The organism is Clostridium neonatale (genome assembly GCF_001458595.1).
Taxonomy (GTDB): domain Bacteria; phylum Bacillota; class Clostridia; order Clostridiales; family Clostridiaceae; genus Clostridium; species Clostridium neonatale.
Genome location: NZ_LN890327.1, coordinates 451,382 through 466,366 on the forward strand (window position 1 = coordinate 451,382; position 14,985 = coordinate 466,366).

12 protein-coding genes are annotated in these 14,985 nt (G+C 29.0%); 10 read left to right on the plus strand and 2 right to left on the minus strand.

All coding sequences use genetic code 11. The features are described 5' to 3' along the window. Positions 1–29: 29 nt before the first annotated feature. From BN2920_RS05475 to BN2920_RS05520, 10 genes are all read left to right on the plus strand, one after another. Positions 30–974, plus strand: coding sequence for a carbohydrate ABC transporter permease (locus tag BN2920_RS05475; RefSeq protein WP_058294007.1), 945 nt, complete (start codon positions 30–32; stop codon positions 972–974). Positions 975–978: 4 nt separating this feature from the next. Then, entirely contained in the window at positions 979–1,827 is an 849-nt protein-coding gene (locus BN2920_RS05480; protein WP_058294008.1) for a carbohydrate ABC transporter permease, read from the plus strand. Between the two features lie 91 nt (positions 1,828–1,918). After that, entirely contained in the window at positions 1,919–2,935 is a 1,017-nt protein-coding gene (locus BN2920_RS05485) for a glycoside hydrolase family 130 protein (RefSeq protein WP_058294009.1), read from the plus strand. Positions 2,936–3,032: 97 nt separating this feature from the next. Next, positions 3,033–4,796 carry a methyl-accepting chemotaxis protein gene (locus BN2920_RS05490; protein WP_083498716.1) on the plus strand — a complete coding sequence of 588 codons (1,764 nt, stop codon included), beginning with the start codon at positions 3,033–3,035 and terminating at the stop codon, positions 4,794–4,796. A gap of 113 nt (positions 4,797–4,909) precedes the next feature. Further along, entirely contained in the window at positions 4,910–6,031 is a 1,122-nt protein-coding gene (locus tag BN2920_RS05495) for an SGNH/GDSL hydrolase family protein (RefSeq protein WP_058294010.1), read from the plus strand. A 158-nt stretch (positions 6,032–6,189) separates the two neighbouring features. Further along, on the plus strand, positions 6,190–9,045 hold the full coding sequence (locus tag BN2920_RS05500; RefSeq protein WP_058294011.1) for a glycosyl hydrolase: 2,856 nt from the start codon (positions 6,190–6,192) through the stop codon (positions 9,043–9,045). 245 nt (positions 9,046–9,290) lie between these two features. Then, the gene (gene manA / locus BN2920_RS05505) at positions 9,291–10,271 is read left to right on the plus strand and encodes a mannose-6-phosphate isomerase, class I (RefSeq protein ID WP_058294012.1); all 981 of its coding nucleotides are present in this window, start codon (positions 9,291–9,293) and stop codon (positions 10,269–10,271) included. A gap of 32 nt (positions 10,272–10,303) precedes the next feature. Continuing rightward, the gene (locus tag BN2920_RS05510; RefSeq protein ID WP_058294013.1) at positions 10,304–11,182 is read left to right on the plus strand and encodes an ROK family protein; all 879 of its coding nucleotides are present in this window, start codon (positions 10,304–10,306) and stop codon (positions 11,180–11,182) included. Between the two features lie 87 nt (positions 11,183–11,269). Then, on the plus strand, positions 11,270–12,664 hold the full coding sequence (locus BN2920_RS05515) for a glycoside hydrolase family 1 protein (RefSeq protein WP_058294014.1): 1,395 nt from the start codon (positions 11,270–11,272) through the stop codon (positions 12,662–12,664). Between the two features lie 212 nt (positions 12,665–12,876). After that, entirely contained in the window at positions 12,877–13,788 is a 912-nt protein-coding gene (locus BN2920_RS05520; protein WP_058294015.1) for an ROK family protein, read from the plus strand. 333 nt (positions 13,789–14,121) lie between these two features. On the opposite strand, the gene BN2920_RS05525 is transcribed toward BN2920_RS05520, so the two are convergent. Continuing rightward, positions 14,122–14,427, minus strand: coding sequence for a hypothetical protein (locus tag BN2920_RS05525; protein WP_058294016.1), 306 nt, complete (start codon positions 14,425–14,427; stop codon positions 14,122–14,124). A 21-nt stretch (positions 14,428–14,448) separates the two neighbouring features. Continuing rightward, a complete protein-coding gene (locus BN2920_RS05530) occupies positions 14,449–14,916 on the minus strand; it encodes a glycosyltransferase family protein (RefSeq protein ID WP_058294017.1) in 468 nt (155 codons plus the stop codon). Positions 14,917–14,985 lie beyond the last annotated feature (69 nt).

The following is a 14,985-nucleotide window of genomic DNA, read 5'->3' on the forward strand; positions in this document are numbered from 1 at the left end:
TTTCACCTAAAAAGTAAAGAGGTGTTATTATGACAACAGATATTCAAAAAACTGAGATGAAACCAAATCCTGTTAATAAGTTAAAGAAAAAATTAAGCTTTTCATCTCTACCATATAAAAAGCAGAAAATTATAATTTCTATATTATTTTTAATGGTTCCTGTAGTATTACTTACAGTATTCACCTATTTACCCGCTATATCAATGGCTGGATATAGTTTCACTGACTGGGATGGTATTAGCAAGACTAGAAACTTTATTGGACTTAAAAACTATAAAACTATTTTCAGTGATATAAAATATTTTGAACCAATGTTTGTTAGTATTTATTATTTTATAGCATCATTTGTTCAAATTGGATTAGCAGTAGTAGTTGCTTATTTAGTTTCTTTTGGCTGCAGAGCTTCAAATTTCTTTAAAAGTGTTTACTTTTTTCCATCATTAATTAATAGTGTTGCAATTAGTTTTATCTTTATATTCTTTTTCCAACCAGGAAGTACATTAGATACAGTTTTGAATTCCATTGGATTAGGAGGCTTAGTAAAATACTGGTTAAAAGATCCTAATATAATTAATGTATCTATGGCAAGTGTATCTGTTTGGAGATATGTAGGGTATAACATAGTAATGTTTTCCGCCGCTATGGCATCTATTTCACCAGATATAATAGAAGCAGCAAGAGTTGATGGAGCAAATAAATTCCAACAACTTAGGCACATAGTTCTTCCAGGAATTTCAACAATATTAGGATTACAATTATTTTTATCAATAACAGGTGCTTTATCTGCATTTGAAACTCCATATATTATGACAGGTGGAGGAAATGGCAGTATGACATTTATTATACAAACTGTTAAATATGCATTCCAAAATCATAGGGTAGGACTTGCTTCAGCAATGGCAATGATATTATTAGCAATGTGTATAATAATAACAACTATTCAAAAGTTAATTTTCAGAAATAAGGAGGCTTAGGAATATGAAAATGGATAAACTCACACCAAAAAACATAGCATTTGGAATACTGAAATATGCATTACTTATATTTCTAGTTTTAGTTTTTATTATTCCTATATTAACAGTATTTTTTGCAGCATTTAAAACAGGTGAAGAATATGTAACTACAAGTGTTTTAGCACTTCCACATTCCTTTGGAAACTTAGATAACTTTAAAGCTGTATTTAAAGATGGGGATATGCTTACCGGATTTAAAAATACAACAATAATACTTGTATTCTCATTAGCAGGAGCAGTTTTATCAGGTTCAATGGCTGCTTACATATTTTCAAGATTTAAATCTAAATTCAGTAAATTTGTAAATGGAATGTTTTTAGTTGCAGTAATGATACCAGGGATAGCAACACAAGTTGCAACATTCCAAATAATTTCAGCATTAGGACTTTTTAATACACGACTAGCACCAATTATACTTTATTTAGGAACAGATATAATGACAATATATATATTCTTACAGTTCCTTGATAATATATCAATTTCATTAGATGAATCTGCAATAATAGATGGAGCTAATTATTTTCAAATATTTTTCAAAATAATACTCCCATTGCTTTCACCAGCAATAGTAACTGTATTAATAACTAAAGGGGTAGGTATATATAATGATTTCTATACACCATTCCTTTATACGCCAAAAGCAGATTTATTAACATTATCAACAACATTATTTAAATTTAAAGGTCCTTACGGATCACACTGGGAAATAATATCAGCAGGAATAATTATAATAATGATTCCAACATTAATTATTTTCTTAACATTACAAAAACAAATATATAGTGGTCTTGTTTCAGGATCAGTGAAAGAATAGTATAAGTTAAATCATTTTTAATAGTAAGATTGAAAGAGAATAATTTAAAAGTTATTTCAGATAAAATATTGATATAAAGAGGAGATAAAATATGAGTAAGATAATAGGTGATAATTTACCCAATATACCTTGGCAAGAAAAACCAGAAGGATTTAATGGTCCAATTTGGAGACATACAGAAAATCCTGTAATAGGAAGAAATCCAGTAGAAGGAGTAGCTAGAATATTTAATAGTGCAGTAGTACCTTATGAAGGAGCATTTATTGGAGTATTTAGAGGTGAAACTATAAATGGAAGACCACATATTTATTTAGGACATAGTAAAGATGCAGTACATTGGGAATTTGATAAAGAAAGAATAAACTTTGTAGATGAAGATGGAAAGCCATATCAACCACTTTATGCTTATGATCCAAGACTTGTTAAAGTTGAAGATGCATATTATGTAATTTGGTGTGGTGACTTTGACGGAGCTGCAATTGGAATTGCAAGAACAACAGATTTTAAGACATTTGTAAGACTTGAAAATCCATTCCTTCCATTTAATCGTAATGGTGTATTATTCCCTAAGAAAATTGATGGAAAATATGTAATGTTATCAAGACCAAGTGATAATGGTCATACTCCATTTGGAGATATATTCTTAACTAAGAGCCCAGATTTAAAATATTGGGGTGAGCATAGAATAGTAATGCAAAAAGGAGGAAATGGATGGTGGCAATCAGTTAAAATTGGTTGCGGTCCAGCTCCAATTGAAACTGATGAAGGATGGCTTATATTCTATCATGGAGTAACAGGTACATGTAATGGATTTGTATATTCAATGAGTGCAGCAATACTAGATAAGGAATGTCCATCTAAAGTATTATACAGAGCTGGAAGCTTAATGATGACTCCAGAAGAATGGTATGAAGAACGTGGATTTGTACCAAATGTTGTGTTCCCATGCGCAGCTTTAACAGATGCAGAAACAGGAAGAATAGCAATATATTATGGAGCCGCAGATACTTATGTGGGATTAGCTTATACTACAGTAGATGAAACAGTAAAATTTATAAAAGAACATAATGAGCTTATTGGATTAGATGAAACCGAAGGAAGATTGTAATTAAAAGAATAATGCAAGTTTAATATAAAAGCAGTAAATAGCTTGGGGTTAGAGCTTTTTACTGTTTTTAGTGCATAATAGAGAAAATGGAGGTCATATGAAAAAGGCTCAGTTAACTAAGAAAACAAAGAAAAATGGTGAATATAAAAGAAGTGGTAGAAAAATAATTCTAAAAAGTAGCAAAAGTTTTAGAGATATGCCAATTAAAAAAAGGTTGTTAATATCATTTATAATAATTTCTATTCTTAGTAATATGGCAGGAGTAGTAGGATTGATATTTTTACAAAAGACAAGTAGTGAATACAATACTGCTTTACTTAAGTATGGAATGTCTCAAGGAGATATCGGAAAATTAGGAATCGAGATAGAAAAAACAAATACATTAGTTAGAGATATTTTATTTATAAAAGATGAATCAGAATTAAAGTCTATTAAGAAGGAATTAGTTACTTCATTAGATGTTATTGAGGGTTCTCTTGATTCAATTGGAAACTATATGGTTACTAGTGAAGAAAAAGATATATTTAATAGAATAAGAACTAATTTAGCAAAGTACAAACAAACTAGGAATCAAGTGGTAATATATAGTTTAAGTGGAAGGAAAGATGACGGATTAGCACTTTTTAGAAGTGAAGGAACAACTATAATGAATCAAATATCAAGTGATATTTCGCTTTTACTTCAAAAGAAGATAGATAATTGCAATGAACTTGCAGATGAATTAATGATTTTAAAATCAATAAGTATTATATGCGTAATTGTAGCAATTATTGCATCAAGTGCACTTGTATTAGTAATATCTAAAAATTTAACTAAAGAGATAAGTCAGCCAATAGATATTATGAGAAAAGTTGCAGAAGAAATTGCAGATGGAAATTTAGATGTATCTGTAGATATTGAATCAAAAGATGAGTTTGGAATGTTAGCTTTTGCATTCTCAAAGATGATTAACAATTTAAAAGCGTATATCAGTGAAATATCTATAATTTTAGGAAATATTTCCAGAGGAGACCTAATAACATCGACAAATGAAGACTATAAGGGGAATTTCATTGAAATAAAGCAATCATTAGATAATATTGTTAAGTCATTGTCAGATGTATTTACTAATATTAAAACAACTAGTGACAATGTAAATTTAAATTGTGAACAGGTAGCAAATACAGCACAGATATTATCTGAAAGATCAGTAAAACAGACTGATTCAGTGGAAAAACTTTCGTATTATATGAATGAAATTAATGAGCAGGTTCAAAGTAATGCTCAAAATGCTAAGAATACCAATGATATTACAATCAGTCTTGGAAGTGATATAGAAAAATGTAATATGAAAATGGAAGAAATGCTTATATCTATGGGAAATATAGAATCAGCATCAAGAGATATTAATAATATTATAAATACAATAAATAATATAGCATCACAGACAGAACTCCTTGCTTTAAATGCAGCAATAGAAGCAGCAAGAGCTGGAGATGCGGGAAAAGGGTTTGCAGTTGTAGCAGATCAAGTTAGAAAGCTTTCAGGAGAAAGTGCAAATGCAGTAACTCAAACTAGTAATCTTATTAAAAATTGTATCGAAGCAGTTAATGGTGGTAAGAAATTAGCAGAAGATACAGCCATGTCATTATTAGAAATAGTAAATAATACAAAAAAGGCTACAGAATTTGTATCAGAAATTGATTCAGCATCAGAAGAACAAGCTACATCAATAGAACAAATTAATAATGATATTATAAATATTTTAGAAATAATCCAGGAGAATTCCGAGACGGCTAAAGAAAGTGCATGTGCAAGTCAAGATTTAACAGCACAAGCTGAAACATTAAACAAGATGATACAACGTTTTAAGATTGAATAGGATGTTTTTTAATTATGATTGAAAGAAAGCTAACTGCAATTTTTTTATGGAGTGTATTAGATAAAATTCATAAATAGCTAAAATATAGTGTGAATTTGTAGAAGGAGTAAAAAATGAGTATTGAATTAAATAATGAATTAATAAAAAAATCTTTGGTAAATAAAGGTGATATATCAAGAATATTAAAACTATTTAATAAGGCAAAAAATGGAGAAAATATATTAGTAGCATTTTTAGGTGGATCTATAACCCAAGGCTGCAATTCTACTGTTCATGAAAAATGCTATGTTGAATTAGTTTCAAAATGGTTTGAAGAGAAATTTAATAATGTGAAGGTAGAGCATATAAATGCAGGAGTAGGAGCTACGGGTTCCCTTATTGGAGTTCATAGAGCGGAGAGGCAAGTAATAAGCAAGAATCCAGATATAATTTTCGTAGATGCTGCTGTAAATGATGATGATAGCTATACATGTAAAGTTTCTTATGAAAGTGAAATAAGAAAATTATTAAGTAGTCCAGGTAAACCAGCAGTTATAGAAGTTTTTATGACAATGGAAAATGGAGTTAACTATCAAGAGCAACAAATAGAAATAGGGAAACATTATAATTTACCAATGATAAGTTTTAGAGATTCTGCTTGTGAGATAGTGAAGAGTCAAAATCTAAAATGGTCAGATTTATTAACAGATGAAGTTCATCCAAATGATGATGGACATAATATAATTGCTACACTCTTAATAAATTTTTTAGAAAATATATATTCAAATGATTATAAAGGTGGACAATATATAGAAATAACTGATGATACATTAGAAAAAGACTGTGTGTTTGGAGATAGATATATTAATGGAAAAATATTAAACAATAGAGACATAGAACCAAGTGAAATTACTGGATTTAAAAATTATTCGGAAGGTTTTCAAGTATTCCAAGATGGATGGAAATTTGAAGGCAAAGAAAATGAAGATGGAAAATTAACTTTAGAGGTTGAAGGAAAAAATATAATTTTGCTATACAAAAAAATTATTGCTGATAATGCTGGAAAGTTCACTGTTAAAGTTAATGGAAAAGAAAAGGTTAAGTTAGATACTTATTTTAAAGATGGATGGGGAGATTGGACTGTAACAGAAATTTTAGAAGAAAGTGATGAAATAAAAAAATATAAACTGGAAATAGAAGTAGAAAATGAAAATAGAAAAAGAGAAGTAACCATACTTGGAGTTTTAGTATCATAGTGATTTAAAAAAGTAACTTTTTATAAGAAAATGAATATAAAGTTAATATTAAAATCATAGTTTTTAAGTTGTTTTTACCTTCTAAATAAGAACTGATGATTATGCAGTTCTTATTTAGAAGAAAAATATAATTTTTATATATGAGAGGAGTTAATTTGATGAATAGAAAAAAAATACTAAAATTATTGGCAGGTCTAACAATAGTTCTTTCAAGTAGTACAATAATAAATCTTAAAGGTATGCTAGTAATGGCTGATGATACTCACTCTGAAAACGTTGACTGGAAGTTTAATAATTCTGATGATGGATGGAAATATGGGGGTGAATATGATTATACAGGATCCAAGGAAGTTTCGTATGATAAGTTGACTAATGCATTAGAATTAAATTTAGATTATAGAAATAATGCTTTGTCATCATGGAGTGAGTTTAAGATCTCAAAGGCTTTAGATTCTCCAATTAAGTTTGATGGATATAATATTTTAACTTATGATTTTATATATAATCCTCAAAATATGACAACTGGAAGTTTTAAGTCAAAACTATTTATAAATGGCGCTGCTGATAGTTATTCAGATATAAATTTAGAAAATTCAGAAGATGCTGGGAATGGTCTAAAGAAAGCAAAAGTTACAATAAAATTTGATAGTAAAAGTGTTAATATAGATTCAATAATAATTAGTATTATAGGAAATAATACAGATTATAATGGGAAAATATATATTGATAATATTAAGTTTAACAAGGAAAATAGAAATGTTTATGTAGAAAAAACTAATGAACCTAAATCACAAAATAGTATTGATGTATCTAAGTTAGATACAAAAGAAGAGGTAAAGTTAGTAGATGAAAATGCAATTAAAGAAGTTGGTAGCTTATATTCATATTTAATTGGTGTTGGAAAAAGTGATAAAGTTTTATATGGTCATCAAAATGACACTCATCATAAAGCTATTCTTAAGGATAGTGGAACAAATTCAGATACAAAAGACGTAACAGGATCAATAGCAGCTATCTCTGGAATAGATTCACTATCATTAACAGGTGCAGAGCTTCAATTAAGTGATGAAGAAAAAGAAAAAGGCCTAGATCTTATTACTAAGGCTGCTGAGCTCGGAATAGATGCTTCAAAAGAGGGTGGAATTATAGCTATGTCGTGTCATATGCCTAATTTTGCAGAAGTGGCTAAAAAAGGAAAGATAGATGGTAAATATGATTATTCTGGATACACACCAAATGTTACAACTGGAGATGTGGTTTCTAGAATAATGCCAGGAGGTGATTTAAACGAAGCTTATACTGGATATTTAGATATGGTAGCAGAATATGCAAAGAAGTTAGAAAATGCAGGAGTACCAGTACTTTTTAGACCATTTCATGAGAATAATGGAAGCTGGTTCTGGTGGGGAAAAGCTTTTTGTGATTCAGAAGCATATAAAAACTTATATAGATACACTGTAGAATATTTAAGAGATACTAAAGAAGTTCACAATTTTTTATATGTATATTCACCAAATGGGCCATTTGAGGACGAAGATGATTATTTATCACGTTATCCAGGAGATGAATTTATAGATGTTTTAGCTTTTGATTTTTATGAAAATACTACTCCATTAAGTGATTCAAAAGAAGATCCATGGATGACAAGCTTTAAAGATACTATTAAACTTGTACAAGGAATTGCAGATAAGAAAGAAAAACTTTCAGCAGTTTCAGAAACTGGAATAATATCTGATACTGGTGCTGCAATTTTAACTGGAAATCCTAATAAGAATTGGTTCCAAGATATTTCTGATATAGTATCAGAATCAAATATGCCATATTATATGGTATGGGCAAATTTTGATACAAAAAATTTCTTCGCTCCATTTATGGCTAATGATACAGAAGGTCATGAAATGATAAACGAATTTATAGATTATTATAATGATGAAAAATCAATCTTTGCAAATCAAACAGGTAATTATACAAAGGTTAATACTAAAATTACTGATTCTTATAGTTATGGTTTTATTACATCTCCAGCATCTAGAAATAGAATGCTAAAACCAGTAAAAATTACAGCGTCAGTGAAAGGGTATACGAATGATATTAAATTTATAATAAAAAATAAGAATGGAGATATAATAGAAACAATTAAAGCTAATTTAGATAATAATATATACAGTGGATATATAGATCAAAATATTTTAGATAAAATAGGTAAGACAATTGGAACAATTGATTTATATTCTGGAAATATTAAATTAAATTCTATAACTGCATTATTTAATATAAAAGAGCCTGATAAAGATCCAAAAGTTGTAGATGATTTTGAAAGTTATATAGGAGAACAAGATCTTTTAGATGCAGTATGGGCCACCAATTCTGGAGATGGATGTTATGTTAAACCACAATTGAAAACAGAAAATTATAGTAATGGAGAATATGGACTAGAATTTAATTATAAGATTTCAACAGAAAAGATTTCAGAAGGATGGGCTGGAATAACAAGAACAGTTGGAGCTGACTGGACAGACTGTGATGCTCTAAGATTATGGTGTAAGCCAGATGGATATGGTCAAAAGCTTGTTATACAGATAACTTCAAATGGTGAAGATTTTGAGGTATTTCTTCCTGAATTTGCAGCTACAACAGAAGCCAAAGTTTTAACTATACCTTTTAGTGAATTTAAAGGCAAAAATGGAGGAACTTTAGATTTAGCTAATATAGAAAAAATGGGGATATGGTGTAATACAATTAAACCACAAGGAAGTACTGGAACTTGGACTGTAGAATCAAAGATGTATTTTGATAATATTAAAGCTGTAAATACAAATGCTGAAACAAAAGTAGGTTGGAATCAGAATTCAGATGGAAACTGGTATTATTTAAATGAAGATGGATCTATGAAAAAAGGTTGGTTTAAGGATACTAATGGAAGATGGTACTATCTAAAAGAAAATGGAGAAATGGCTATAAATGAAGTGATTAATGGATATAAGGTTAATAATAATGGCGAATGGGTTAATTAATAATTTATACTATTTTATAATATAATCTCATAACATTTTTTATAGGAAAAGTATTGAGGCTATCTAATTTAAAAACATAACTTTAAATCATGATGGCTTCTCTTAATTTAACTTATATTACACAAATATACATATAAGCATTAAATTAAAAATATTATTTTTAATTTAAAAGACATAACATATTGCAACTTTTATTCAAACGTTATACTATATAAGTAAGAAGATAATTTAGGAGGAATGCTATTATGTATCCAATAAAATTTGAAAATTTATATTATGAAAGAATCTGGGGTGGGGATGGCTTAAATAAATTTAGAAATAATGTTCCATCGGATAAAGTTATAGGTGAAAGCTGGGATATTGCTTGTCACAAAAATGGGACAGGAACTGTAATAAATGGTGAACTTAAAGGTAAGAGATTTGATGAAATAATTGATTTATATAAAGAAAAATTAGTTGGAACAACTATTGATACATCAGATTTTCCATTATTAATAAAATTAATAACTGCAAACGATAAATTATCAGTTCAAGTACATCCTGATGATGAATATGCAAACAGAGTTGAAAAGGATTCTGGAAAAACAGAATCTTGGTATGTTATTGATGCAGAGGAAGATGCATGTCTTATTGTTGGAACAAAAGACTGTGATAAGGAAAATTTTAAAAAGGCATTAGAGAATGGTGAATTAGAAGGATGTCTAAATAAGATAAAAGTAAAGAAGGGCGATTTCTTCTTTGTTCAAAGTGGCTTAGTACATGCAATATGCGAAGGTGTATTAATAGCAGAAATTCAACAAAGTAGTGATACAACTTATAGGGTTTATGATTATAATCGAGGTAGAGAAATACATGTTGAAAAAGCTTTAGATGTAATAGATTTTTCTCTCGAAGGAAAAAACACTCAAGGAATCACAATGAAACATGATAACTATGATAAGACTGTTTTATGTTTAAGTGAGTTTTTCACAGTGCAAAAATATGAAGTTAAAACTAGTGTAAAAGAAGAAAGCGACGAAGAAAGATTTTATTTATTTACTTGTGTAGATGGTGAAGGCGCAATTAAGTACAATGGTGGCGAAGAAAAGATATTAATGGGAGACAGCATATTTATTCCAGCTACTCTTGGAGAATATGAATTAGTAGGAAACTTCACATTATTAAAAAGTTATGTTCCAAATATAAAAAATGAAGAAAAAGAAATATTAAGCGTAGTAGAAAAATAGAAATTAAATCAAAAATTGATGAGGTGTTTATAATGTCATATTTTATAGGAATAGATATTGGCGGTACTAACCTTAGAGCAGCTATTATTTCTAAAGAAGGAGAAGTAATAGAGACATTCAAAACGTCTAATGAAGTTGTTAATGGAGCTGAACACAATTTAAATAAGCTTGTAGATCATATAAAAAATCAATGGAAAGAATATGAAGTTGAAAAAGTAGGTGTTGGAGCACCTGGTCCATTAGATTTAAAAGTAGGAAAGATTCTTAATCCCCCTAATTTAAAAGGATGGGAAAACTTCAATATTAAAGAATACTTAAGTGAACAATTAAATCTTCCAGTTAAAGTTAATAATGATGCAAACGTTGCTGGTCTTGCAGAGGCAATTGTAGGTGCGGCAAAAGAAGCTGAGTCAGTATTTTATATTACAATTTCTACTGGCGTAGGTGGAGGATTAATTTTAGATAAAAAATTAGTTAATGGAGCACATAGTCAGGCTGCTGAAATTTATAACATGATTATTAATGAAGATAGCTATATTCAGCCAGGATTAAATAAAAGTTCTTTAGAAGGACAATGTAGTGGTGTGAATATAGCAAGAATAGCTAGCACAGAATGTTCAAAAGAACTTTCAACTAAGGAAGTCTTTGATTTATATAATAAAAAAGATGAAAAGATAGTGAAAATAATAGAAAATTGGATAGATAATATTTCAACTGGTATAGCTAATATAATTACTGTAGTAGATCCCGAAGTTATTGTTTTAGGTGGTGCAGTTCCAATTAATAACAAAGAACTGATACCTTTAGTTATTGAAGCTGTCAAAGGTAAAGTAGCAGATCCTAATATGGTAGATATAAGAGTTGCAAAAATAGGTGATAACGCAGGACTTATAGGAGCTGCTATGCTTTAGTATAAAGAATATATTTAATTAATAATTAAATAAGTAATCTAAATAAATTATATAGATTTAAATAACGTTAAGATTTGGAGGAATAAAATGAGTATAAAATTTAAGTTCCCAGAAAACTTTTGGTGGGGATCAGCAACATCAGGACCACAATCTGAAGGAAGATTTAATAAGAAACATGCAAGTGTATTTGATCACTGGTTTGATATAGCTCCACAAGAATTCTTTAATGGCATAGGGCCAAACGTAGCATCAAATTTCTATAATAGCTATAAGGAAGATATAAAGTTAATTAAGGAAATTGGGTTAAATAGTTTAAGAACATCTATTCAATGGACTAGATTAATAAAGGATTTTGAAACTGGAGAAGTAGATGAAGATGCAGTAAGATTTTATAATGCAGTAATTGATGAGTTTATTGCAAATGATATAATTCCAATTATGAACTTACATCACTTTGATTTACCAGTTGAATTATATGATAAATATGGCGGATGGGAATCTAAAAAAGTGGTAGATTTATTTGTTGTATTTGCTAAGAAATGTTTTGAGTTATTTGGAGATAGGGTTAAGTATTGGACTACATTTAATGAACCAATGGTTGTTGTTGAAGGTGAATATTTATATCAATTCCATTATCCAAAGATAGTTGATGGAAAGAAAGCAGTTCAAGTTTTATATAATATAAATCTAGCTTCTGCAAAAGCTATCGAAGAATTTAGAAAATGTGAAGTTGCTAAGGATGGAAAAATAGGTATTATTCTTAACTTAACTCCTGCATATCCAAGATCTCAAGATGAAGCAGATGTTAAGGCATCAGAATTTACAGAAGATTTCTTTAACAATTCATTCTTAGATCCAGCTATAAAAGGACACTTTACTGAAAGATTAGTAAAAGTTCTTGAAAAAGATAATGTTATATGGGAATCAACTCCAGAAGAATTAGAAATAATCAAAAATAACACAATTGACTTCTTAGGAGTAAACTATTATCAACCAAGAAGAGTTAAAGCTAAAGAAACACCATTTGATGAATCGAATGGATGGATGCCAGATAAATATTTTGATAATTATGAGATGCCAGGAAGAAGAATGAACCCATACAGAGGATGGGAAATTTACCCACAATGTATGTACGATATAGCAATTAATATTAGAGATAACTACAACAACATCCCATGGTACATTTCAGAAAATGGTATGGGTGTTGAAGGCGAAGAAAAATATATAAATGCTGATGGAGTTATTGAAGATGACTATAGAATAGATTTCTATAAGGAACATTTAGAATATCTTCACAAAGGAATAGAAGAAGGATCAAATTGCTTCGGATATCATACATGGACTCCAATTGATTGTTGGTCATGGGCTAATGCCTATAAAAATAGATATGGATTTATTGCAGTAGATCTAGCTACTCAAATAAAGACAATAAAGAAATCGGGAAGATGGATTAAAGAAGTTGCTAAAAACAACGGTTTCTAAGAAATTTTTATAATAAAATTAGGACTTTGATTAAAAATTTATAATATTTTTAGTGAGAAGTCCTAATTTGTTATTATGAGTTTTACAAAGGTTAATAAATTTGTATAATTTTTTAGGGAAAATGTTTTCATAAATATGATTATGAAATATAATATTATAAGATAGAAAAGTATATTTTTATTATATGCAGTAAAGAGAGGCGGATTTAAACGATGAAAAATTATATGGTTTTTGATATTGGAGGAAGTTCTATAAAATGGTCTGTTATTACAGAAAATGGTGATTTTAAAGAAAAGGGTAGCATAAAAACTCCAGATAATAAAGAGGGTTTCTTTCAAAGTTTAGAAAATATAACTAATGAAATGAAAGAAAAATTTAATGTTGAAGGTATTGCAATAAGTGCTCCAGGAGCCGTTGATTCTGTTACAGGAATTATTGGAGGATTAAGTGCTATTCCATATATACATGGTCCAAATTTTAAAGAAATATTAAAGGAATCAACAGGATTGAATGTTGCAATTGAAAATGATGCAAATTGTGCAGCATTAGGCGAATGCTGGCTTGGAGCAGGTAAAGAAAATAATGATATGGCTTTTATTGTATGTGGAACAGGAATTGGAGGAGCCATAGTAAAAGATAGAAAATTACATGTAGGAGTTCACAAACATGGAGGAGAATTTGGTTATTGCTCTGTAAGTTGTACTTTTGATGAAGAAGGAGTTAAATGTCTTAGCTGGAGCAAAGCAGGATCAACTATTCAATTAGCAAATAATGTAGCAAAATTAAAAGGGCTGGAAGAAGGCAGTTTAACTGGTTTAGATGTATTTGAGCTGTGTGAAAAAGGTGATGAAATAGCACTTAAAGAAGTGGACAAATACTACTATACTATGGCGGTAGGAATATATAATATTCAATACACTTATGATCCAGAAGTTATAATACTTGGTGGGGCAATAAGTGAAAGAGAAGATTATGTAAATCAAATAAATAAACATATGGAATATTTAATGAAAAATACTTCGCTAGAAGGTACCATAGTACCATCTATAAAGAAATGTAAATATGGTAATGACGCAAATAAATTAGGTGCACTATATAATTATTTTCAATCAGTAGCAAAATAATTATAATGTGAAAAGAGAAACTACAAAGAATAGTCTTATGTAGTTTCTCTTTTTTAACTTATAGGAAAGTATAAAATTTTTATAATAGCAAAAGCCTTAAGAATAGAGCGTTTCTGTAATTTAGATAGTACAATACGTTAAAAAATAAATTATAGTCCCGCAAAAGAACCCAAAAGCAAGTTTTGGGACCTTTTGCATGGGTAAAAAAAGTGCCTTCTTATTTAAAAAAGTGTTTTAGCAATTGCTTATTTTATAGCGTTAAGGTTTATATTTTACGTATAAAGCGTGGCGAAGCCACTTTTTTATTCATATTATTAAGCTTTTATTGAAATATCATATGGTAAATAAAATATATACAATAAAGAAAAGAGTACCTATGAGTAAACCTATTACAGAGGAAATTATTCCTGCAATAGCTAATTTAAATCCATCTCTTTTCTGAGCAATACTGATAATTCCTAGAATTAAACCAATTATTCCAACAATAATTGAGTACATAATAGAAAAGAAAAGTATACAAGACATTATTCCGAAAACTAATGATGAGATAGATATAGAATCATTTTTTTGGGATAGTTTATTTACTATAACTGGTTTTGGCGTATTGGATAATTTTGTTTTACTATTATCATTATTCATAATATAAAGCCTATTAAATTATTAATATAGAAGTGAAGCTATTCCAAATGCCAGTATTACTTGAAGTAAACAACAACCAATAAAACTACCAATAACAACACCATTTTTCTTTTGAAGTGCAAATTGAACATACAACATACTCATTGCTAATCCAATTAGTAATGCAAGAAGTCCTGCAAAGAACATTCCACCTAAAGTGCTTATACCGACAAGTACCCATATCCATGAAGGTACATTTGAAATTGGCTCATAAGGCTTATTAGACCCTAAAAATGTACCATTAACTGCTAAATCAGCCTTGGCACCTAAAACAACTAATTGGCAAACTGTATTATTAAATGTGATTTCATAATCAATTACATTAATAAACCAGTTTGATGATTTTAATTTATTAAGTTCTCCATCAATTATAAGCTTTTTCCCAAAGCCAGCCTTATATTCGATTTCATGCGTTATTCCATCAACTTCAACTTCCCATTTCTTTTTCATTAAATCCCCTCCAAAATAAAGTATTAACCATAATAAGTATACCAAAAAATAGAATATTATTCAAATTAT